The sequence below is a fragment of the Streptomyces fumanus genome, from assembly GCF_014655295.1.
Lineage (GTDB): Bacteria > Actinomycetota > Actinomycetes > Streptomycetales > Streptomycetaceae > Streptomyces > Streptomyces fumanus.
Genome location: NZ_BNBI01000010.1, coordinates 240,863 through 261,745, shown reverse-complemented (window position 1 = coordinate 261,745; position 20,883 = coordinate 240,863). Strand labels below are relative to the sequence as shown.

The window sequence follows — 20,883 nt, the reverse complement described above, 5'->3', positions numbered from 1 at the left end:
TTCTGCCCGCCCGGGAGCGGGTTACGGCATCCGGTCCCCCAGCAGCGCGAGGTTCTCGATGGCGGCGAGGCCGTAGAGGGCGGTGTCGTTGGTGGAGACCCAGCTCGCCTCGGTGCCGGGGACGAGGGCGAGCGGGCCGCCGATCTTCTCCGTGGTCCAGGGGGCCGATTCCTTGTAGCCGTCGGAGTCGTAGAACTTCTCCCAGGCCCGCGCGGCGAGTTTCGCGTCGCCGGTGCGTACGGCGGCGTAGGCGTCGAGGCGGGAGTGGCCCTGGAAGAGGATCAGGCTGCCGAAGTCGCTGCCGTAGCGCGCCTTCTGCTCGGCCTTGGTGGCGTTGAAGTAGCGGCAGTAGTCGTAGTACGCCTCCTCGAAGGCGGGCATGTCGACGAGGTCGATCAGTTCGGCGCAGAGTTCGTTGAGGCCGAAGACGGCCGAGAGGTGGGAGACGGACACCGCGGGCGTGTCCGCGACGGCGAACCTGCCGGTGTCCAGGTCGTACAGGCCGCTGCCCTGGACGAAGCCGTTGGGCTGGGCGGCGATGGTCTCCATGGTGGACAGCACGCGCGCGCGTGCCTTCTCCCACTGGGGGCCCTTGCGTTCCCACTCGGTGAGCCAGGCCGACACCAGGCCGCTCCAGTCGGTGCCGAAGCCGATGGACAGGGCGTGCGGGTCGGGCCGGTAGTCGGGGTCGGGGCGGACCTTGCGCTGGGGGTCGAGGACGAGGAAGGTCTCGTCGGAGTCGACGTTGGCGCGCATGAGGTCGCCGACGCGTTCGTCGCCGGTGAGGAAGTAGTAGAAGCGGCGGTAGGTGGTGTTGGCGATGCGCTGCTGCTTGGCGCTGTCGGCGTAGTGCTGGACGCCGTGCCGGGTGCCCAGGCCGGCCCACTGGCCGAGGTGGTAGACGTCGACCTCGCCGGTGTGCCGGGTCATCGCCTCGGCGAAGCGGAAGATGTCGGCGCGGCCGCTTCTGAGGTACGCGTACCAGAGCCACAGGTCGGGCGAGAGTTCGGAGTTGTCCCAGGCGTAGCCGCCGATGTCGTAGCGCCACTGGTGCCGGGCGGTGTCGTAGGTGTGCATGATGTCGCCGTAGTCCCAGAAGCCGTACCAGCGGCGCTGTTCCACCTGGTCGCGGTAGTAGGTGAAGAGGAAGTCCAGGTGGTCCTCGATCTTCGCCTTGGCCGGGGTGGAGCGGTCGGGCTCGGAGTACAGGCCGGGGCCGAAGACCTTGGCCTTGATGAGCTGCGCGGGCGGCGCGGCGAGCTGCGGCGGGACGCGGACGGCCTCGATCTGCCGGGCGAGTGCCTCGGCGGCGGGGGTCGAGGCGTTGGCCCAGAAGAGGAGTTCGCTGGTGCGGGCGATGCCGTAGGGGGTGCCGAAGCCGGGTTCGTAGTCCTCGTAGGTGATGTTGAGTCCTTCGAGCTGTTCGGCGTAGCTGTCCTGGCCCATGCCGTCGTGGTAGAAGCGCAGGTCCATGGGCTGGGCCTCGGGTGACCAGAGCCAGAGGGTGACCTCGGCGGCGTCGGTGTGGGCGTCGCGGATGTCGAGCTGGGCGGGGTGCTTCTCCCAGAAGTCGCGCAGGCCGAAGGAGAGTCCGCCGCTCGCCCCGCCGACGTAGCCGAAGCCGGAGGCGCGCCGGCCGCCGCCCGCGCCGACCCAGCCGTACCCCTTCTTGGTGCGCTTGCGCAGGGTGAAGCCGTCGGCGGAGAGCTGGGAGAGGGTGTAGTCGCCCCATTCGGGGATGTACTGGAGGCGGCTGGTGACGCGCTGGTCCCAGGTGGCGGGGTCGGGCAGTTTCCGCCCCTCGAACTGGGCGGCCTGGACGGCCGCGCCGGGGTCGCGGCGCAGTCCGGTGATGCCCTTGACGGCCTCGCGGAGCAGGCCGGTGCCCTCGCCGCCGATGCGGATGTGGCGGTCGTAGGAGGCGTCGCGCATCGGCACGGTGAAGCGGACGCCGAGGCCCCGGACGAAATCGCCGCTCGCCTTCCCGGGTTCCTGCGTGCCGTCGAAGGTGATGGTGTGCACCATGCGGAAGGAGTCGGCGCCCGCGTAGAAGTACAGGCGCAGCGAGAACGGCAGCCAGCTCCGGTCGCCCTTGCGGTGCTTGCCGTCGACGCGGACGACCGCGCGGACCGGTCCCCGCTGTTCCACCTCGGCCCCGGTGATCGCGCCGTCGAACCGCTCGGTGCGCACCGTGCCCTGGTCGCCGTCCTCGATCTCGGGCTGGCGGAGCAGGACCAGCCGGCCGTTGCGGGCAATCTCGGTGGCGCCGCGGGTGACGGACTTGACGACGGTGGTGCCGGAGGTGCCGATCCGGGCGGTGATGACGCCGGTCGCTATGTCGATGCTGCCGCCGTGCCGGGTGACGGTGACCTCGTGCTCGGGGGCGGCGGGCGGGCCGGCGGTGAGGGTGAGCCTGCCGGATCCGGAGGCGACGGCGTGCGCGGTCCACTTGAGGGAGCCGTCCGGCCAGTACGCGAGCGGCCAGGACTGGGTGGGTACGGACCGGCCGGCGGCGTCGGTGAGGGCGAAGGTCCGGTCCGGCCGGTGGGCGCCCTTGGGCCAGGGCACGCCGACGGTGGTGCCGGGGGCGGCGCCGAGGCCGCCGTCCTCCAGCCAGTCCAGGGTGACGGTGGCGTCGGAGGCGGCGGAGGCGGCGGGGGCGGCGTCGGCCGGGCGGGCGCCGAGGGCCCAGCTCGCCTGGGTGGCGGCGCCGGCGACGGCGGCAGCCTTCAGCAGGGACCTGCGGGGGATGGGGGACATGGCCTTCCTTTCCGTACGTACGGATGCGGGGTGTGGAGCGGGAGCAGGGCATGTCAAGGGCATGACAGAACAGGGGTGGCGCCGGGTCCGGCCGCGGTGGCCGGGTGGGTCAGCGGTGCCCGTGGCGGCGCTCCACGGCGACGGCGGCCGCCGCGACCGCCCCGAGGACGGGGAGGGCCAGCGGCGCGCTGAACCAGGCGGAGCAGACCACCACGGCCAGCCCGCCGACGATCAGGAAGGACCCGGCGGGGTCGAGCACGGTGCGCCGGGCGGCGCCCGCGAGCAGCGACCGCCAGGAGGCGCCGGGCCGCCACACCGCCGCCGCGCGCAGTCCGGCCACCACGGCGCCGATCAGGGCGAGCACCCCGACGGCGCCCACCAGCGGGCCGCCCGGCAGGCCCGCCCGGACCGCCCGCACGTCCAGCCAGACCACGGCGAGGGCGGCCCAGCCCGCCAGCCCGACCAGCCAGCCCCGGCGCACCGCCGCCCGGAAGTCGGCGGCGAACTCGCGCAGCCCGCCCCGCTCATGGGCGAGCCGGCGCCCCAGGTGCCGGGACCCGGCGGCGAAGGCGGCCGGGCCGGTCACCAGCGGCAGCGCGGCCACCGCGATCCACACCCCGGTCAGCAGGCACTCGGCGAACAGCGCGAACCCCTCGGCGAGCCGTGACCCGCCCCGCTCCGTGCCCGCCCCGGCGCGCGCGTCCGTCATCGTCGTCACCTCAGCCCTTCAGACCGGAGGTCGCCATGCCGTCGATCAGATAGCGCTGGAAGGCCAGGAAGAAGGCGAGGACGGGCAGCAGCGCCACCAGCGACATGGCGATCATGCCGCCGTAGTCGGCGAGGCCCTCCTGGTCGACGAACATCTTCAGGCCCAGGGAGACGGTGTACTTCTCGGGGTCGTTGAGGTAGATCAACGGGCCCATGAAGTCGTTCCAGGAGTTGATGAAGGTGAAGATGGCGCTGGTGATCAGGGCGGGCCGGCACAGCGGCAGCACGATCGACCAGTAGATCCTCAGGTGCCCGCAGCCGTCGAGCCGGGCGGCCTCGTCCAGCTCCCTGGGCAGGTTGCGCATGAACTGCACCATGAGGAAGACGAAGAACGCCTCGGTGGCGAGGTACTTGCCCAGCAGCAGCGGCGTGTACGTGTTGATCATGTCGAGGTTGCGGAACAGCACGTACTGCGGGATCAGCAGCACGTGGTACGGCAGCAGCAGGGTGCCGATCATCAGCGTGAAGAGCAGATTGCGGCCCGCGAACCGGATCTTGGCGAAGGCGTACGCGGTCAGCGAGCAGGACAGCAGGATGCCGGCCACCGAACCCACCGCGAGGAGCAGCGAGTTGACGAAGAAGGTGGAGATCGGGATGTCCGCGATGCCCTCGGTCAGCCGGGTGTAGTTGCCGGTGATCGGATCGGACGGGAACAGGTCCAGGCTGCCGACGATGTCCTCGCCCCGCTTGAAGGAACCGCCGATCACCCAGACCACCGGGTAGAGGATCACGGCGAGGACCGCCAGCGAGCCGAGGTGCCAGGCGAGCGAGCCGGGCAGCCTCCGCCGCCGGGCCGTGGTCCTGGCCGGCGTGACGGGTGTGACGTCGGTGGCCCGCGCGCTCATCGGCCGCCCTCCTCGTAGTGCACCCAGCGCTTCTGGGACCAGAACAGCACCGCGGTGACCAGGGCGACGGCGACCAGCAGCATCCAGGCCATGGCGGAGGCCAGGCCCATGCGGCTGTTCTCGAAGCCCTGGACGTACAGATAACAGGTGTAGACCATCGAGCCGTCCGCCGGTCCGCAGGCGTTGCCGCCCGCGCCGCCGCCGACGATGTAGGCGGAGCTGAAGATCTGGAACGAGTGGATGGTCTCCAGCAGGACGTTGAAGAAGAGGACCGGCGAGATCATCGGCAGCGTGATGTTCCAGAACTGCCGCAGCTTCCCCGCCCCGTCGACGTCGGCCGCCTCGTACAGCTCGCGCGGCACCTGCTTCAGACCGGCCAGGAAGATGACCATCGGGGCGCCGAACTGCCAGACGGTGAGCGCCACCAGGCTGTAGATGATCAGGTCCGGGTCGCCGGTCCAGCCGCCGGCGTGGACCCCGAAGAGTTTCTGGGTACGGTCCACGACCGCGTCGTCCGAGAAGATCGCCTTCCAGACGATGGCCACCGAGACGCTCGCGCCGATCAGCGAGGGCGCGTAGAACGCGGCCCGGTAGAACGCCTGGCCGCGCCGCTTCTGGGCGAGCAGCAGGGCGACGCCGAGCGCGGCGAGCAGCTTGATCGGGGTGCCGACGACGACGTACCACAGGGTGACCTGGACCGAGTGGCGCCAGCGCGGGTCGCCGAACATCTCGGCGAAGTTGTCCAGGCCGATCCACTTCGGGGCGTCGAAGAGGTTGTAGTCGGTGAAGGCGTAGTACAGCGAGGCGATCATCGGTCCCGCGGTCAGCAGCAGGAAACCGGCGATCCAGGGCGACATGAAGAGGTAGCCGGCCAGATTGTCCCGGCGGCGCCGCCGCTTGAGGGCGGCGGGGCGCGGGGACCTCGCCGGACCGTGCCGCGGCTCGGAGGCCGCGGCGCGGTCCGCCGTCGCGGGGGCGTGTGTCACGGCGTGTCCCATCAGCCGGCCAGAGCGGTCTTCGACTCGGTGAAGAACTGCTTGACGGCGTCCTCGACGGACCGCTTGCCCAGCGCCATCTCCTCGGCGATGCGCAGGAACGCGGCCTCGCAGACATCGGCGCCGCTCGGGTGCGGGGTGATGGTCTCCAGCACGCCCGACTCGACGAGGGAGGTCTCATAGGCGGCGATCGCCTTGTTGACCTCGTCGTCCGGCTGGAAGGCGTCGAACTGGGCCTGGGTGGCGGGCACGCCCCGGTCATAGCCCATGATCTTGGCGACCTCGGGGTCGTGGACCATGAAGTCGATGAACTGGGCGACCTCCTTGGGGTGCTGGGTGCGCTTGGAGGCGCTGAGCATCAGCGAGCCCAGGTACTGGCCGGTCTTCTTGCCGTCCGTGGTGGGGATGGGCGCGAGGCCGTACTCGCTCTTGCCCTCGGAGGTGTAGCGGACGGTGAAGTTGTCCCAGGTGAACTCGGAGCCCGCGAGCTCCGCGGAGACCGCCGACTTGGGCTTGACCTGGACGACCTTCTTGGCATCGGCGTAGACGCCCTCCTTCACGCCCCGCTCGGCCTTGGTCCACCAGTCGGTGAGGTCGGCCTCGGTGAAGCCGAGCGCGTCCTCGGTGAAGAACGCCTTGCCGTGCTGGCGCAGATACAGGTCGTAGAGGTACATGACCCCGTACATGCCGCTGTCCCCGGCCCGGCCCGTGCGGTCGCGGATCCGCTTCATCGCCGCGTCGAAGTCGTCCCAGGTCCAGCCCGGTTCGGGGGTGACGCCGGCCCGGGTGTAGACGGGCTTGTCGATGACCAGCGCCATCGAATTCGAACCGACGGGCACGCCGAGGAGTTTGCCGTCGACCTCGCCGAACTTCTCCAGGCCCGCGCGGAATCCGTCCATGGACAGATTCCCGGCCTTCACCTGCTCACCGAGGTCGAGCAGAACGTTCTTCGCGTCGTATTTGCGCAGAAATCCGATGGCATTCTGGAACACGTCCGGCGGATTCCCGCCGGACGCCTGGGTGTTGAACTTCTTCCAGAAGTCGGCGTACTGCTGGAAGTCGGTCTTCACCTTGATCTTCGGATACTTCTTCTCGAAGAGCGCGATGGTCTTGTTGATGCGCTGGGCCCGGTCCTCCGCACCCCACCAGGAGTAACGGATCGTCACCGTCCCGTCCCCCGACCCGCTGCCCGAGCCGCAGGCGGTGGCCGTCGCCCCGAGCCCCGCGACGGCCAGCGAGGCCCCCGCAGCTTTGAGGATCGTCCGCCTCTCCATGCTTCCGCCCTGCCGCATATGAGCCTCCCCGCGATGTGGTGTGCGCGTGCATGAATCGTTTCAAGTAAGCGCTTGCTGGCACAAGTTACGGAGGGGCTCCGGGCGCGTCAATAATCCGGACAGGAATTCATAGGCGCACGGGCCGGTCGGGGCCGGCGGGCGGTCCGGGGGCGGGCGGCGCGCGGGGCACGAACCCCCAGTTCGCCGCGGGTGCGCTCGACGGACCGAACGGCGAGGGGGTGGCGGCGGGGCGGGCGGCGGAAGGTCACGGTTGGGTGAACGCGGACCGGTGCGGGGCGCCGCGCGGCCCTGTCCGGGACGGCACGGGGCCCTGTCCCGGAGCGGCACGCAGCTCTGTCCGGATACTCCCCGGCGTACGACGACACAGCGGCCCGGCTCACGGATGGTGAGCCGGGCCGCTGTGGATCCCGGTGGGCGATACTGGGTTCGAACCAGTGACCTCTTCGGTGTGAACGAAGCGCTCTCCCACTGAGCTAATCGCCCGGGCGCAGGAAGAACATTACCGCATGTCAGCGGGTGCCTGTGACCGCGCCGGGATCACCTCACTGATCTTCGATCTCCCACGGCATCACCAGGCCGAACTTCCACAGGTAGAAGCCCGCGATCGCCGCGATGATCACCAGGCCGACCGAGGTGAGGACGATGTTGCGCCGGCGCACCCTCGGGTCGAGCGCGCGCTGCGCCGCCTCGGTGACTTTCCGTTTGGTCCAGCGCAGGGCGAGCTGGGCCCAGACGAACTCGGTGGCCCAGATCGCCATGCCGGCGAAGATGACGACCCAGCCGGGTCCCGGCAGCGGCAGCATGATGATGCCCGCGACGACCACCGCGAGGCCGACCACGAAGACCCCGACCTGCCAGCTCAGATGCAGCATCCGGCGCGCCTTGACGAACTCGGGCGCACGCGAGCCGAGCGCCTGCTCGCCTTGCGCTCCGTCCGCTTTCGCCCTGTCCGGCACCATGGCCGCCGCCTCGCCCGACTCGCTACTCCCCGTGTTCATACGGCCAAACCCTACCGGAGCGAAACGAGTCACCGGAATGGCCGCACCTCGCCCGTGATCTCTCGGCCAGAAGAGTTACATAAACGCACGCAAACCGCTCAGAGGGGTTTACAACGACACCGTAGGTGGCATGTCGATTTCGCCGACGTGCGAATCCCCGAGCGCACACTGAGCGAAAGGCCCTGGCGCTTATGAACACCACGGTCAGCTGCGAGCTGCACCTGCGCCTCGTTGTGTCGAGCGAGTCCTCCCTGCCTGTCCCCGCAGGACTGCGGTACGACACGGCCGACCCCTACGCCGTGCACGCCACCTTCCACACCGGAGCCGAGGAGACCGTCGAGTGGGTGTTCGCCCGCGACCTCCTCGCCGAGGGGCTGCACCGCCCCACCGGCACCGGCGACGTCCGTGTCTGGCCGTCGCGCAGCCACGGTCAGGGCGTCGTCTGCATCGCCCTCAGCTCCCCGGAGGGGGAGGCCCTGCTGGAGGCCCCGGCGCGGGCCCTGGAGTCCTTCCTGAAGCGCACCGACGCCGCCGTGCCCCCCGGTACGGAACACCGGCACTTCGACCTCGACCAGGAGCTGTCGCACATCCTGGCGGAAAGCTAGGGCGAGGCGGCTCCGTCAAGCCGCCCGACGCCGTCGACTCGGGGTGACGGCTCGGGCCGGGACAACCGCATACGGCACACACACCGGCGTCGTCGCCGCGGGCCCGCCCGCGGTGTACGGCGCCGGTGTGCGTGGCGCGGGGAGGCTTCGGGGTGCGGCGTCGGTGTGTGTGGCGCGGGGTGGGCTTCGGCGTGCAGCGCCGGTGTGCGTGGCGCGGCGGGGTGGGCCTCGGTGGAGCGGGGCCGTACGGGACGGGGCCGGGGCCGGGTGCCTCGGGGCCGTTCTCCGGTGGCGCCCGGGGAGCCCGGACGGGCCGTCGGTGATGTACGTCGTGGCACCGGGACCGGTGCGTCGGGCGCGGATGCCACTACGATCGGCCAGCATCGGCGGGCGGCCGCCGCCCACCCCCAGGCCAGGGAGCGAAACGTGCTGATCACCCACGACACCCGGTGCGCCCTAGAGGCCGTGGTGGATCTGGTCAACACCGCGCCGGAGGACGAGTCGGCGCCGGACGGGCTGCCGGATGTCGCCGCCCTCACGGATTTCGTACGAAGCCACCAGATCAGCGATGTCGGAACGCTCTCGGAGTTCGACCTCTCGGCGGTGCGCAAGGTGCGCGGGCGGTTCGCCGCGGTCTTCTCCGCCGCGGAGGCCCGGATCGCCGCCGGGCTGATCAACGAGCTGATCGCCGCCGCGGGCACCACGCCCCGGCTCACCGACCACGACGGTTACGACTGGCATGTGCACTACTTCGCGCCCGGGGCGTCCGTCGCCGACCACCTGGCGGCTGACTGCGGGATGGCGCTGGCGTTCTTCGTGGTCGCCGGGGAACGGGAGCGGCTGCGGCGCTGCGAGGCACCGGACTGCCGGCGGGCCTTCGTGGACCTCTCGCGCAACCGGTCACGGCGCTACTGCGACAGCCGTACCTGCGGTAACCGGCTGCATGTGGCGGCGTACCGGGCGCGGCGCAAAGAGGCCGCGGGCTGACTCCCGGGGGCGGACGACCGGCCCGACGCGCCCCCGGCGGGTGGCGCCGGGGAACGCGGGTACGGCTCAGAGCAGCAGCAGATCGTGCAGCGCGCCCACGAGCAGCAGACACCCGATCACCGCAAGGAAGATCATCAGCGGTGGCTGGGAAAGGGCGAAGAGACAGCCGCGGGGCTCTTCCCGGCCGGGCGCGGCGTCACTCTCTGTCGGGTCCAGACGTGTCGTGTCCAGCATCTCGCGGCGATGATGGCGCAGGACCCGCCCCGCACGCGATCAACACGCTAGCACGGCACCGGAGTTCGCCGGTATCCATGATCTTCCGGTCAGGTTGTGATCGTTTCCGTCAGATGCCGTGCTTCTTCAGGATCGCCTCGATGTCGCTGAAATCGTCCTCGCCCCGGGGCTTGGCCGCGGGACGGGCCGCCGGACGGGCGGCGGCGGGGGCGCCGCCCAGGGAGGGGGCCGAGGCCGCCGGGGCCACCGCGTCGCGCGCGGCGGCGCGGGCCGCCCGGCGTTCCTTGCGGGTGCCGCCGCGCCGGCGCTCCACGGCGCGCGTGGTCAGGAACAGCAGCCAGGCGGCGCCGAGCACCCCGAAGCCCGCCCAGGCCGTGGGGCTGAAGGCGGTGTCGGACACCCAGTCGACGACGCCGGTCATCACCAGGCCGACCGGGATCAGCGAGTAGGCGGCTATGCGTACCGCGGCCAGGAAGCGCCTGCGGTACGCGGTGACCGCCGCGATGCCCAGGCCGGCCGCGGACACGGCGGAGCAGACGGTCTCGGCAATCATCCGGTCCTCCAGGCTGGGCGGCGGTCGGGAGTCGGGCAGGGGGTACTTCGTCCCTTCCATTCCATCCTGCACCGTCCCCGCCCGCCGGGGCCATCCTCCGGCCGGACCTCAGGGACATCTCCGGGTCGGCTCCTCCCCAGGTGCCGTGCCGGGCGCCGGGCAGCGGACGGCGGGCGGTGGACGGCGGGGTTCCGGATTGGGCCGCCGGAGCCGGGGCTGGGAGACTGGTCCCATGAGTGACTCCTCCCCCGCCGTCCCCGTCCTCGACGTCTGGTGCGAGCTGCAGTGCCCGGACTGCCGTACCGCCCTGGACGACCTCCGCGCCCTGCGCGCCCGCTACGGCGACCGCCTGGAGGTGCGGCTGCGGCACTTCCCGCTGGACAAGCACCGGCACGCCTTCGCCGCCGCCCAGGCCGCCGAGGAGGCGTTCGCGCAGGGTCAGGGCTGGCCGTACGTCGAGGCGGTGCTGGGCCGGGTCGAGGAGCTGGACCGCGCGGGCGAGGCGTTCCTCGTCGAGGCGGCCCGGGAACTCGGCCTGGACGCCGAGGAGTTCGACACCGCGCTGATCGACGGCCGGCACATCCTGATCGTCGACGCCGACCAGGCCGAGGGCAAGGCCATCGGCGTGACCGGCACCCCGACGTACGTCATCGGCGGCGAGCGCCTGGACGGCGGCAAGAGCCAGGAGGGGCTGCGCGAGCGGGTCGAGGAGATCGCCGACCGGCTGCTGGCCGGGGAGCGGGCCTGATCCGGTCCGCCGACGAGCCGGTGGCCGGGCGGCGGGCTTGCCGGTGGCCGGGCGGCGGCCTTGCCCGATCCGCCGACGGGCCGCTGGCCGGAGCCGGCCCGCCCGGCCCGGACCGGGCCGTTACAGCAGCGGCTTGTAGAAGCCGTACCGCGTCGTCTCGTAGCCGAGTGACTCGTACAGTCGTTCGGCCGGGGTGTTGTCCGCGAAGACGTTGAGGCCGAGGAGGCGCCGGCCCGAGGCGATCGTCTGGGCCTCTGCCACGAGCATCAGGGTGCGGCCGTGGCCCCGGCCGCGGTGGGCGGCGTACACCTCCACGTCGTAGATGAAGGCGTCCTGGGGGCGGAGTGCCAGCCAGAGGGTGCCGACCGGTCGGTCCTCGTGTTCCACCACGGTGAACAGCATGTCCGCGGTGTCGGGTCCCTGCGGCAGCAGGATCTCGTTGTCGCGCCGGGACCGTGCGCGCGCGACCTCCTCGGGTATGCCGCGCTCCGCCCAGGCGCGCGCGAACTCCTCGGTGCCGTACTCCCGCCACGCGGCGAACTCCTCCCGGGTCATGGGCCGCGGGCGGCTCCCGGCGGGCAGGGCGGGCGGGGTGTCGCCGAGCCGCTTCGCCATGTTCCGGTTGCGCGGCACATAGCCGAGCGCGGCGACCAGGCGCAGGGCCGCCTCGGCGTCGGCGGGCACGGTGACGGCGAGCTGCCGGCAGCCCCAGGTGCGCGCCACCTCCTCCGCGGCGAGCGCGGCGACCGTGGCGCGGCCCCGGCGGCGGTCGGCCTCGTCGATGCGCAGGTCGTGGATGGCGGCGACCGTGTCGCCGAAGCCGGGCAGGGTGCCGAGGTGGATCGTGCCGACGGGACGGCTGTTCACACACACCTGGTAGTGCCGTGAACGGGTCCCGTCGGCGGCGCGCTGGAGCGGCTCGGTCGGCCGCAGGGTCGTGGTCATCAGGGTGTTCTACCCGTACCGGGGCCCCGGGAGCAGCCGAATATCGCGGGCGCCCGGGGCCGGCGGGGACCGTCAGGGGTCGAGGTCGTCCGCGGCGCGCTCCGCGAAGATCCGCATGGCCTTGGCGGTCACCGGGCCCGGGGCGCCGGGCAGTTCGCGGTCGTCGATCCGGTGCACGGCCTGGACGTCGCGCAGGGTGGAGGTCAGGAAGATCTCGTCGGCCCGGGTCAGGACGTCCAGCGGGAGGTCGGTCTCCTGGGCGCCGGTCCACTCGGCGACCAGGGCGCGGGTGACACCGGCCAGGCAGCCGGAGGTGAGCGGCGGGGTGTGGATCTCGCCGTCCAGCACGACGAAGACGTTGGAGCCGGTGCCCTCGCACAGGTCGCCCGCCGTGTTGCCGAACAGCGCCTCGGAGGCGCCGCGTTCCCGGGCGCGGGCCAGGGCGACGACGTTCTCGGCGTACGAGGTGGTCTTCAGGCCGGTGAGCGCGCCGCGTTCGTTGCGGGTCCAGGGCACGGTGACCACGGCCGTGGTGTCCGGGCGGGGCGCGGTCTCGCCGAGGGCGACGACCAGGGTCGTGCCGTGCGCGCCGCGGTCGGAGCCGAGCGGGCCGTGGCCGCCGGTGTAGGTGATCCGCAGCCGGCCGAGCGGCATCGGGTTGGCCTCCAGTACGGCGGCGCAGGCGCGGCGGACCTCGTCGGGGTCCGGGTCGGGCAGGCCGAGGCCGCGGGCGGAGCGGGTCAGCCGGTCCAGGTGCCGGGTGAGCGCGAACGGCCGGCCGTGCACCGCCTTCACCGTCTCGAAGATGCCGTCGCCCACGGTCAGCCCGTGGTCGAAGACGGAGACACGGGCGGTCTCGGGGTCCGTCAGCCCGCCGTCGAGCCAGATCTTCACGTCGTCAGTGCCTCTCCGCTTCCGTCCACCTCGTACGTCCCCGACGCTACCGCGAGCAGCCGGGACGCCTTCAGCTCGGTCTCCCGCCACTCCCGCTCGGGGTCGGAGCCCCAGGTGATCCCGGCGCCGGTGCCGAAGCGCAGCAGCCCTTCGGCGCGGTCGATCCAGAAGGTACGTATCCCGACGGCCAGCTCGCCGGTGCCCCGGTCGGCGTCGACCCAGCCGACGGCCCCGCAGTACGGGCCCCGGGGCACCGGCTCCAGCGCCGCGATGATCTCCAGGGCGCTCGGTTTGGGGGCGCCGGTGACCGAGCCGGGCGGGAAGGCGGCGGCGAGCAGCTCCGGCCAGCCCGCCCCGGTACGCAACCGGCCGCGCACCGTCGACACCAGGTGCACCAGGCCCGGGTGCTTCTCGACGGCGCACAGGTCGGGGACGGTGACGGTGCCGGTGGCGCAGACCCGGCCGAGGTCGTTGCGGACCAGGTCCACGATCATCACGTTCTCGGCGTGGTCCTTGTCCAGGAGGTCCGCCTCGGTGCGCCCGGTGCCCTTGATCGGGCCCGACTCGACGATCCGGCCGGTGCGGCGCAGGAACAGTTCCGGCGAGGCGGTGGCGATCTCCACGCCGTGCCGGGGCAGCCGGACCGTGCCGCCGTACGGCGCCGGGTTGCCGCGGGCCAGCAGTGCGGTGAGGGCGTCCACGTCGGCGTCCGGCGGGACGGGCGCGGACAGGACCCGGCAGAGGTTGGCCTGATAGACCTCGCCGACCGCGATGTGGGCGCGGATCCGCCGTACCGCCGCCGTGTACGCAGCACGGTCAAGCGATGACGCCCAGTCACCGGCGACCGGGCCCCGCCACCGGCCCGGAACGGGCGCGGGGACCGGCGCGGTGCGGACCTCGGCGAAGCGGGCGCAGGTCAGACGGCCCTCGAAGTCGGCGCCGACCGCCCAGAAGCCCGCGGAGTCCAGGGCGGCCGGATCGCTCGTGACATCGAGGAGGCCGGTGGCGAGACGGTCGCCGAAACGGGCGAGAGGGGGCAGGTCGAGCACACGGCCGAGTGTAGGCGGGGGGAGCGGGAGGTGGCCCGGAGGCGACCTTTCGCCGCCTGACCTGGCCCCTGAGCAGGTCAGTGTGCGGGTCCGTGATCAGGTACAGCGCAGCACGCTGCGCAAACGCGTTTTTGTCCTGGCAGCGGAATCCGCTAGAGTTCAACACGTCGCCGGGACGCGGAAGCGGACCGAAACGACAGGCGGACGTAGCTCAGTTGGTAGAGCGCAACCTTGCCAAGGTTGAGGTCGCGAGTTCGAGCCTCGTCGTCCGCTCGCAGGAACAGGGGGCCACGCGGTCCCCTACACTCCTGGTGGAGTGGCCGAGAGGCGAGGCAACGGCCTGCAAAGCCGTCTACACGGGTTCAAATCCCGTCTCCACCTCCAAGGACGATTAGCTCAGCGGGAGAGCGCTTCCCTGACACGGAAGAGGTCACTGGTTCAATCCCAGTATCGTCCACTGAAGCCCTTGGGCTTCGACCCGCGCGATTAGCTCAGCGGGAGAGCGCTTCCCTGACACGGAAGAGGTCACTGGTTCAATCCCAGTATCGCGCACGCAGTGCCCATGATCCGCGGATCGTGGTCCCGAGGACGATTAGCTCAGCGGGAGAGCGCTTCCCTGACACGGAAGAGGTCACTGGTTCAATCCCAGTATCGTCCACCATCAGCCGAAGCCCCCGGCCGTCTCGTACGGCCGGGGGCTTTGTCGTGGGCCCTGCGCCCGGGGCTCGGTCAGCTTGAGAAGAGCATGCGGCCGAAGCCGCGCTGGTGGTGACCGTGGTGGCCGTGGTGGCCGCCGTGCGGGGCGCCCCAGGCGGGGGCGGGCGGGGCCGGGTACGCCTGCGGGGCGGCCGGGGGCGGCGGGGCCGGCTGGGACCACTGGGCCTCCAGGCGGGTCAGGGCCTCCAGCTCGCCGTAGTCGAGGAAGATGCCCCGGCAGTTGCTGCACTGCTCGATCTGGACACCGTTGCGGTTGTACGTGTGCATCGCCGCGTGGCACTTCGGACACTGCATGTCGGCTCAACTCCTCGCCGGTCGGACCTGCTTCGCGTTCCACCAGGACAGACTCCGTCCGGCTGCCCTCGGTTTCACCCTACGTCGGAGATGGGTTCCCCAGATCGGCGGGTACGAAGGCCATGCGGGCGCAGGCGTCGATCAGCAGGCGGTCCACCTCGTCGGGCTCCCGGCCGGCGGCGATCGCCTTGGTGAGGGAACGGGCGGCGGTCTGGACGGTGAGGGCGCGGGCGGGCACGTCCAGCGCGGGCCAGGGGTCGCCGTCCGGGGGGACGGCCGGGCCGCCGGCGGCGCGGTAGGCGGTGAGGAAGCGGGACCAGTCCTCGGGCGGGAGCAGACCGCAGGCGTACCAGGCGGCGGGGCGGGCGAGGTCCCAGGCGGGGACGCCGACGCCGAGGTCGTCCACGTCTATCAGCAGCCACGGGCCGTCCGGGGCGGGGTGGCGGACGAGCTGGCCGAGGTGGAGGTCGCCGTGGCAGAGGGTGGCGGTGTCCGGCATGGGGGCCTCGGCGCGGGCCCAGGGGGGCAGGGTGGCCCAGGCGCGGAGGATGTGGGCGGTGACGGTGGCGGTGGCGGTGGTGGCTGGGTGGGGGTGGCGTCGCGTCGTCTCGTGGAGGGCGGTGATCGCCGCGGCGGCCTTCTGCGGGCCGCGCATCGGGGGGAGGTTCGGGGGCCGCTTCCGGGGGGTGGTGAGGTGTGTGCGGTGGAGGCGGGCGAGGAGGGTGCCGGCCGCCTCCCAGGGGGCGGCGGTGGGGTCGTCGGGGTCGACGGGGGTGCCGTACGGCCAGAAGGTGACGAGGCGGTCGTGCGGGGGGACGTGGACGGGGGTGGGGGTGGGGTCGAGCGGGGGGAGGAAGACGCCGGGGAGGGCGGCGGCGGTGGTGACGCGGTGGGTGAGGGTGGTGGGGTCGGTGCCGGGGGCGTGGGCCTTGGCGACGGTGCCGGCGTGACGGACGACGGTGGCGTCGGGGCGGTGGGCGAGGGTGACCGCGTCGCAGGGGCAGGTGGGGGTGCGGGTGTGGGCCCTCGCCTTCGCTCGGGCGGTCAGGGTGGGGAGGAGGGCGTCGGGGGTCACGGGGTGAGGGTACGGGGGTGGTGGTCGGTGTTGGCTGGGTGGCGGTGCGCTGGGCTGGACGGGGGTGTGGCAGGGCCCGGCGTCAGCGGGGTGCCGCCGGGGTCCCGAGGGGGCGTGGCACAACCCGGCGTCAGCGGGGTGCCGCTGGTTCCCCGGGGGCGTGGCGCAACCCGGCGCTAGCGGGGTGCCGCCCGCGCCCACCCGTGCCGCCCCAGGCGGCACGACTGCCCGCGGCTGGGCGGGCCCGGCGCCCGCGGCTGGGCGGGCCCGGAACCCGCGGCTGGGCGGGCCCGGAACCCGCGGCTGGGTGGGCCCGGCCGCCTGCGGCCACCCGTGCCGCCCCAGGCGGCACGACTGCCCGCGGCTGGGCGGGCCCGGCGCCCGCGGCTGGGCGGGCCCGGCGCCCGCGGGTGAGTGGGCCCGGCGCCCGCGGGTGAGTGGGCCCGGAACCCGCGGCTGGGTGGGCCCGGCGTCCGTGGGGGGCGGGTCCGGCCGCGTGGAATGGTGGCTCGTGGTTGGGGGCGCTGGGGTTGGCCGGAGAGTCTGAAGTCGCCGGAGGTGGACGTGGCGATGCCGGCGTAGCTCCCCAGCTACGCCGGCATTCTGCCGTCCGCCGCACCCCCGTCCCCACGGGGTTTCATGGGTGGATGTCCCCGCCCGGACCGCTCTTCCGGGCCTGGGGTCGCCGCTCAGCGCCCCAGCATCACACCCACGGACGACGCTTGTGTGGCCACTGTCTCCCAGCCGTCGAAGACGAGCAGGAGCAGGACCGCCAGGGGAAGGGCCATCAGCGTCGCCACCAGTGGGTGACGGCGGCGCTGTGTGCGGGTCAGCGTGCGCGGTGCCGTCTGCGCCATGGTCCCTCTCCTGACCTTCCGATGTGTCGTGCCGTTGACAGCGGCGGGCGTCTGACCTCGGGGGACGAGTGCTGCACCCGCCGCTTGACTTCAAATCTAGGCGTCCGGCCCGCGCCGGACGTCATGCCCTCGTACCGATTGCCGGGCCTCCCGGAGGATGAGCCATGACCTGCTGAGTACTCCCCTGGGTGGAGACGGCGGCCTAGGTCTCGGGGTGTTCCCGGAGGGGGCGTCCGCTCTGCCCCGCTTTCTCTGAGCCGTCCTCCCGGGGAACGGGCTGCTCCACCAGTGCCAGCACCCGGTTCGCCATGAAACGGGCCGTGCGGACGACGGTGCCGCTGCGGGTGACTTCGCTCACTTCGACGACTCCCCGTCGCACCGCCGTCTCCACCCGGCGGCCCGCTCGGCTCGCCACCACCTCGTACGTCCTGGTCGTGTCGCCGGCGTCGACGACTATCTCCACTCGATCGCCCTTCACGGAGTCAATCCCCCTTCCCAGGCGGCCGGTTGGGGCCCCGGACGGCACCGAATCCGGCCGGTTCGCCCCTTTCCTGACCACTCCTCAATTGTCGCACCGGGCACTGACAATCCATCGTCCCGAGAGGGCGCGGCCTCTGCGCGCGGGCGGCCGGGGAAACGTAAGCTGTGGCTCGTCACAGGGACCGGGCAGCGGGGATGAACATGGCGATGATGCGCCTGAGGCGCGAGGACCCGCGCGTCGTCGGCTCGTTCAGGCTTCACAGGCGGCTCGGCGCGGGCGGAATGGGCGTGGTCTACCTCGGCTCCGACAAGAAGGGGCAGCGGGTCGCGCTCAAGGTCATCCGGCCGGATCTGGCGGAGGATCAGGAGTTCCGCTCACGGTTCGCCCGTGAGGTCTCGGCGGCACGACGGATCAGGGGCGGGTGCACCGCGCGGCTGGTGGCGGCGGACCTGGAGGCGGACCGGCCGTGGTTCGCCACCCAGTACGTGCCCGGTCCGTCGCTGCACGACAAGGTCGCCGACGAGGGGCCGCTGAGCGCGGCCGACGTCGCCGCGGTGGGTGCCGCGCTCTCCGAGGGGCTCGTCGCCGTGCACGAGGCCGGGGTCGTGCACCGGGACCTGAAGCCGTCCAACATCCTGCTCTCCCCCAAGGGCCCCCGGATCATCGACTTCGGCATCGCCTGGGCGACCGGCGCCTCCACGCTGACGCACGTCGGTACGGCGGTCGGCTCCCCCGGGTTCCTGGCGCCGGAGCAGGTGCGCGGCGCGGCGGTCACCCCGGCCACGGACGTGTTCTCGCTCGGCGCCACCCTGGCGTACGCGGCGACCGGCGACTCCCCGTTCGGGCACGGCAGTTCCGAGGTGATGCTGTACCGCGTGGTGCACGAGGAGGCGCAGTTGCAGGGCGTCCCCGACGCGCTCGCCCCGCTGGTGCGGGCCTGCCTCGCCAAGGACCCCGAGGAGCGGCCCAGCACCCTCCAACTGTCGCTGCGGCTCAAGGAGATCGCCGCCCGCGAGGCCCACGGCCTGTCCGACGTACGGCCCCCGGCGCCCCGCTCGGCGGAGGCGGACCGGCCCACCGGGCGGCTCGCCGACACCTACCCGGACCGGGAGCGGAGCCGGGAGCGGGGCTTGGACCGGGAGCGGGAGCGGCGGCGTCCGCAGGGCGGCACCCCCGCGCCCCGGAGCCAGGGGCCGTCCGGGTCCCGCGGGGTGCCCGGTCCGGCGGCGCGCGGGGCGGCTCCTTCGCGCGGTGGTGGTACGGGGGCGCGCGCACGCGGTGGGGGCGCTCCCGGAGCGCGGGGGCCCGCCCCCTCGCGCGGCGGCGGTACGGGGGCACGGCCCACGCCCGCCTCGCGCGCCACGGGGCGCAACGGCACGCGTCCGGGCAGCGGCGGCCGGCCCGTGCCGCGCGGCCGGACCCGGCCGGGGCCGCGCACCACGGGGACCGGGCGGCGGCCCGCCAATCCGAGGCTGCTGCGGCAGCGGTTGTTCGTGTTCGTCGTGGTGACGCTGCTGGTGGCCCTCGGCATCGCCGCGGCCCAGGGCTGCCAGGGGCCCTCGCGCGGCCTCGGCGGCGATCACGGCGGGGGCGTACGGGCGGAGCGGGTGCTGCGGATCGACGTACCGGATGTACCGGATGTGCCGGATGTGCTGGACCTGACGGACGTATCGGGTGAGTCCGGTGTATCAGGCGGGTCCTCGGCCGGGTGAGGGCGGGCTTCCAGGGGGTTACGTCTGCGGGCGGCCCGCTGTGACCGCGTAGAAGGCGACCGCCGCCGCCGCGCCGACGTTGAGGGAGTCGACGCCGTGGGACATGGGGATACGGACCCATGCGTCGGCGGTGGACAGGGCGCGGGCGGAGAGGCCGTCGCCCTCGGCGCCGAGCATCAGGGCCACCCGGTCCATGCGGTGCGGGGCGGTCTCGTCGAGGGTCTTGGCCCGCTCGTCGGGGGTGAGGGCGAGCAGCGTGAAACCGGCCTCGCGGACCGCGTCCAGTCCCCTCGGCCAGGTCTCCAGGCGGGCGTACGGCACCGAGAAGACGGCGCCCATCGAGACCTTGACGCTGCGCCGGTAGAGGGGGTCGGCGCAGTCCGGGGAGAGCAGGACGGCGTCCATGCCGAGGGCGGCGGCGGAGCGGAAGATGGCGCCGATGTTGGTGTGGTCGTTGACCGACTCCATGACGGCCACCCGGCGGGCCGCGCCGAGCAGTCCGGCGGCCGTGGGCAGGGGCTTGCGGGCCATGGAGGCGAGGGCGCCGCGGTGCACGTGGTAGCCGGTGACCCGCTCGGCGAGTTCGGGGCTGACCACGTAGACGGGCGCGTCGAGCCGGTCGATCAGGTCGCGCAGGGGGTCGACCCACTTGGCGGACAGCAGCAGCGACCGCGGGGCGTAGCCGGCCTGGGCCGCGCGGCGGATGACCTTCTCGCCCTCGGCGATGAACAGGCCCTCGGCGGGTTCCCGGCGGCGGCGCAGTTCCACGTCGGTCAGGTCGGTGTAGTCGGCCAGGCGCGGGTCCTCGGGGTCCTCGACGGTGACGAGGCCGGCCATCACTCGGCGCTCCGCGGGCCGACGTGGACGACCTCGCCGACGACGATGACCGCGGGGGGCCTGACCTCCTCGGCGGCGACCGTCGCGGCGACCGTGGCGAGGGTGGCGTCGACGCGGCGCTGGGCGGCGGTGGTGCCCTCCTGGACGAGGGCGACCGGGGTGTCGGGGGACCTGCCGTGCGCGATCAGCGTCTCGGCGATCTTCCCGATCTTGTCGACGCCCATCAGGATCACGAGGGTGCCGGTGAGCCTGGCCAGCGCCGGCCAGTCCACCAGGGAGCGCTCGTCGTCGGGGGCGACATGGCCGCTGACCACGGTGAACTCATGGGCCACGCCGCGGTGGGTGACCGGGATGCCGGCCGCGCCCGGCACCGAGATGGAACTGGAGATGCCGGGGACGACCGTGCAGGGGATGCCCGCCTCGGCGAGCGCCTGGAGCTCCTCCATGCCGCGTCCGAAGACGTACGGGTCGCCGCCCTTGAGGCGGACCACGGCCTTGCCCTGCTTGGCGTGCTCGATCAGGGCGTTGTTGATGGCCTCCTGGGCCATGAACCGCCCGTAGGGGATCTTCGCCGCGTCGATCACCTCGACGTGCGGCGGCAGTTCGGCGAGCAGGTCGCGGGGGCCGAGGCGGTCGGCGATGACGACGTCGGCCTCGGCGAGCAGCCGGCGGCCGCGCACGGTGATCAGGTCCGGGTCGCCGGGGCCGCCGCCGACCAGGGCGACGCCCGCGGTGCGGGTGCGGTGGTGCGGGGCGACGAGGGTGCCGTCGCGCAGGCCCTCGACGACCGCGTCGCGGATGGCGGCGGTGCGGCGCGGGTCGCGGCCCCGGGCGTCGGTGGTGAGGACGGCGACCGTGACGCCCTCGCTGTGGCCGGTGGCCGGGGTCCAGGCGGTGGCCAGGTCGGCGTCGTCCGAGCGGACGCACCAGACGCGGTGCCGTTCGGCCTCGGCGGACGCGGCGGCGTTGGCCTCCGGGTCGCTGGTGGCGATCAGGGCGTACCAGGCGTCGGCGAGGTCGCCGTCCGCGTACGGCCGGCGCTCCCAGCGGATCTCGCCCGCGTCCGCCATCGCCTCGACCGACGGGGTCGCCCCCGGGGAGACGAGCAGGACGTCGGCGCCCGCCGCGATGAGGGCGGGGAGGCGGCGCTGGGCGACCTGGCCGCCGCCGAGGACGACCACGCGGCGGCCGGTCAGACGGAGACCTACGGGGTAGGCGGGGTGTTCGGCCATGC

General features: G+C 73.0%; 21 protein-coding genes and 6 tRNA genes. 9 read left to right on the top strand and 18 right to left on the bottom strand.

Annotation, left to right across the window (positions count from 1 at the left end; translation table 11 throughout):
• Positions 1 to 21: 21 nt before the first annotated feature.
• From IE316_RS23355 to IE316_RS23325, 7 genes are all read right to left on the bottom strand, one after another.
• The gene (locus IE316_RS23355; RefSeq protein ID WP_190206397.1) at positions 22 to 2,760 is read right to left on the bottom strand and encodes an exo-rhamnogalacturonan lyase family protein; all 2,739 of its coding nucleotides are present in this window, start codon (positions 2,758 to 2,760) and stop codon (positions 22 to 24) included.
• 109 nt (positions 2,761 to 2,869) lie between these two features.
• The gene (locus tag IE316_RS23350; RefSeq protein WP_190206396.1) at positions 2,870 to 3,469 is read right to left on the bottom strand and encodes a hypothetical protein; all 600 of its coding nucleotides are present in this window, start codon (positions 3,467 to 3,469) and stop codon (positions 2,870 to 2,872) included.
• A gap of 10 nt (positions 3,470 to 3,479) precedes the next feature.
• A complete protein-coding gene (locus tag IE316_RS23345; RefSeq protein WP_190206395.1) occupies positions 3,480 to 4,373 on the bottom strand; it encodes a carbohydrate ABC transporter permease in 894 nt (297 codons plus the stop codon).
• Entirely contained in the window at positions 4,370 to 5,371 is a 1,002-nt protein-coding gene (locus IE316_RS23340) for a carbohydrate ABC transporter permease (protein ID WP_190206394.1), read from the bottom strand. The genes IE316_RS23345 and IE316_RS23340 overlap by 4 nt, the downstream gene beginning before the upstream one ends.
• Positions 5,371 to 6,660: an ABC transporter substrate-binding protein gene (locus IE316_RS23335; protein ID WP_190206393.1), complete on the bottom strand. Its 1,290-nt coding sequence runs from the start codon at positions 6,658 to 6,660 to the stop codon at positions 5,371 to 5,373. The genes IE316_RS23340 and IE316_RS23335 overlap by 1 nt, the downstream gene beginning before the upstream one ends.
• A 414-nt stretch (positions 6,661 to 7,074) precedes the next feature.
• Positions 7,075 to 7,146, bottom strand: a tRNA-Val gene (locus IE316_RS23330).
• Between the two features lie 59 nt (positions 7,147 to 7,205).
• On the bottom strand, positions 7,206 to 7,661 hold the full coding sequence (locus IE316_RS23325) for a TIGR02611 family protein (RefSeq protein WP_190206392.1): 456 nt from the start codon (positions 7,659 to 7,661) through the stop codon (positions 7,206 to 7,208).
• 191 nt (positions 7,662 to 7,852) lie between these two features.
• Here IE316_RS23325 and IE316_RS23320 point away from each other — a divergent pair, with 191 nt between their 5' ends.
• Together IE316_RS23320 and IE316_RS23315 are read left to right on the top strand one after the other, a co-directional pair.
• Positions 7,853 to 8,266, top strand: coding sequence for an SsgA family sporulation/cell division regulator (locus IE316_RS23320; protein WP_004002642.1), 414 nt, complete (start codon positions 7,853 to 7,855; stop codon positions 8,264 to 8,266).
• A 426-nt stretch (positions 8,267 to 8,692) separates the two neighbouring features.
• Complete coding sequence (locus IE316_RS23315) at positions 8,693 to 9,253, top strand: CGNR zinc finger domain-containing protein (RefSeq protein WP_190206391.1); 561 nt, start codon at positions 8,693 to 8,695, stop codon at positions 9,251 to 9,253.
• Between the two features lie 66 nt (positions 9,254 to 9,319).
• Here the strand turns inward: IE316_RS23315 and IE316_RS23310 are convergent, their stop codons facing one another.
• Positions 9,320 to 9,487: a hypothetical protein gene (locus IE316_RS23310; RefSeq protein ID WP_190206390.1), complete on the bottom strand. Its 168-nt coding sequence runs from the start codon at positions 9,485 to 9,487 to the stop codon at positions 9,320 to 9,322.
• A 109-nt stretch (positions 9,488 to 9,596) separates the two neighbouring features.
• Entirely contained in the window at positions 9,597 to 10,040 is a 444-nt protein-coding gene (locus IE316_RS23305) for a hypothetical protein (protein WP_190206530.1), read from the bottom strand.
• 232 nt (positions 10,041 to 10,272) lie between these two features.
• On the opposite strand from IE316_RS23305, the gene IE316_RS23300 reads away from it, so the two are divergent.
• Positions 10,273 to 10,788 (top strand): DsbA family protein, encoded by a 516-nt coding sequence (locus IE316_RS23300; RefSeq protein WP_190206389.1) that lies wholly within the window; start codon positions 10,273 to 10,275, stop codon positions 10,786 to 10,788.
• 120 nt (positions 10,789 to 10,908) lie between these two features.
• Here the strand turns inward: IE316_RS23300 and IE316_RS23295 are convergent, their stop codons facing one another.
• The 3 genes from IE316_RS23295 to IE316_RS23285 all read right to left on the bottom strand — a co-directional run bounded on the left by IE316_RS23295 (position 10,909) and on the right by IE316_RS23285 (position 13,676).
• Complete coding sequence (locus IE316_RS23295; RefSeq protein ID WP_190206388.1) at positions 10,909 to 11,733, bottom strand: GNAT family N-acetyltransferase; 825 nt, start codon at positions 11,731 to 11,733, stop codon at positions 10,909 to 10,911.
• A gap of 72 nt (positions 11,734 to 11,805) precedes the next feature.
• Positions 11,806 to 12,627 (bottom strand): aminotransferase class IV, encoded by an 822-nt coding sequence (locus tag IE316_RS23290; RefSeq protein WP_190206387.1) that lies wholly within the window; start codon positions 12,625 to 12,627, stop codon positions 11,806 to 11,808.
• Entirely contained in the window at positions 12,624 to 13,676 is a 1,053-nt protein-coding gene (locus IE316_RS23285; RefSeq protein WP_190206386.1) for a chorismate-binding protein, read from the bottom strand. The genes IE316_RS23290 and IE316_RS23285 overlap by 4 nt, the downstream gene beginning before the upstream one ends.
• A 200-nt stretch (positions 13,677 to 13,876) precedes the next feature.
• On the opposite strand from IE316_RS23285, the gene IE316_RS23280 reads away from it, so the two are divergent.
• The 5 genes from IE316_RS23280 (at position 13,877) to IE316_RS23260 (ending at position 14,337) form a co-directional block, all read left to right on the top strand.
• A tRNA-Gly gene (locus IE316_RS23280) sits at positions 13,877 to 13,949 on the top strand.
• A gap of 37 nt (positions 13,950 to 13,986) precedes the next feature.
• A tRNA-Cys gene (locus tag IE316_RS23275) sits at positions 13,987 to 14,060 on the top strand.
• A gap of 1 nt (position 14,061) precedes the next feature.
• Positions 14,062 to 14,133 (top strand) — tRNA-Val (locus tag IE316_RS23270).
• Positions 14,134 to 14,156: 23 nt separating this feature from the next.
• Positions 14,157 to 14,228, top strand: a tRNA-Val gene (locus IE316_RS23265).
• Positions 14,229 to 14,262: 34 nt separating this feature from the next.
• A tRNA-Val gene (locus IE316_RS23260) sits at positions 14,263 to 14,337 on the top strand.
• A 68-nt stretch (positions 14,338 to 14,405) separates the two neighbouring features.
• Here the strand turns inward: IE316_RS23260 and IE316_RS23255 are convergent.
• The 4 genes from IE316_RS23255 to IE316_RS23240 form a co-directional block, all read right to left on the bottom strand.
• Positions 14,406 to 14,687: a TFIIB-type zinc ribbon-containing protein gene (locus IE316_RS23255; protein ID WP_190206385.1), complete on the bottom strand. Its 282-nt coding sequence runs from the start codon at positions 14,685 to 14,687 to the stop codon at positions 14,406 to 14,408.
• A gap of 79 nt (positions 14,688 to 14,766) precedes the next feature.
• Positions 14,767 to 15,762 (bottom strand): aminoglycoside phosphotransferase family protein, encoded by a 996-nt coding sequence (locus IE316_RS23250; RefSeq protein ID WP_190206384.1) that lies wholly within the window; start codon positions 15,760 to 15,762, stop codon positions 14,767 to 14,769.
• 689 nt (positions 15,763 to 16,451) lie between these two features.
• Complete coding sequence (locus tag IE316_RS23245) at positions 16,452 to 16,619, bottom strand: hypothetical protein (protein ID WP_190206383.1); 168 nt, start codon at positions 16,617 to 16,619, stop codon at positions 16,452 to 16,454.
• 202 nt (positions 16,620 to 16,821) lie between these two features.
• A complete protein-coding gene (locus tag IE316_RS23240) occupies positions 16,822 to 17,097 on the bottom strand; it encodes a DUF8836 family protein (protein WP_190206382.1) in 276 nt (91 codons plus the stop codon).
• Between the two features lie 197 nt (positions 17,098 to 17,294).
• Here IE316_RS23240 and IE316_RS23235 point away from each other — a divergent pair, with 197 nt between their 5' ends.
• A complete protein-coding gene (locus IE316_RS23235; protein WP_190206381.1) occupies positions 17,295 to 18,812 on the top strand; it encodes a serine/threonine-protein kinase in 1,518 nt (505 codons plus the stop codon).
• Positions 18,813 to 18,830: 18 nt separating this feature from the next.
• On the opposite strand, the gene IE316_RS23230 is transcribed toward IE316_RS23235, so the two are convergent.
• Together IE316_RS23230 and cobA are read right to left on the bottom strand one after the other, a co-directional pair.
• Positions 18,831 to 19,649: a TrmH family RNA methyltransferase gene (locus IE316_RS23230; RefSeq protein ID WP_190206380.1), complete on the bottom strand. Its 819-nt coding sequence runs from the start codon at positions 19,647 to 19,649 to the stop codon at positions 18,831 to 18,833.
• A complete protein-coding gene (gene cobA, locus IE316_RS23225; protein WP_190206379.1) occupies positions 19,649 to 20,881 on the bottom strand; it encodes a uroporphyrinogen-III C-methyltransferase in 1,233 nt (410 codons plus the stop codon). Before cobA ends, IE316_RS23230 begins: the two co-directional genes overlap by 1 nt.
• Positions 20,882 to 20,883: the final 2 nt, after the last annotated feature.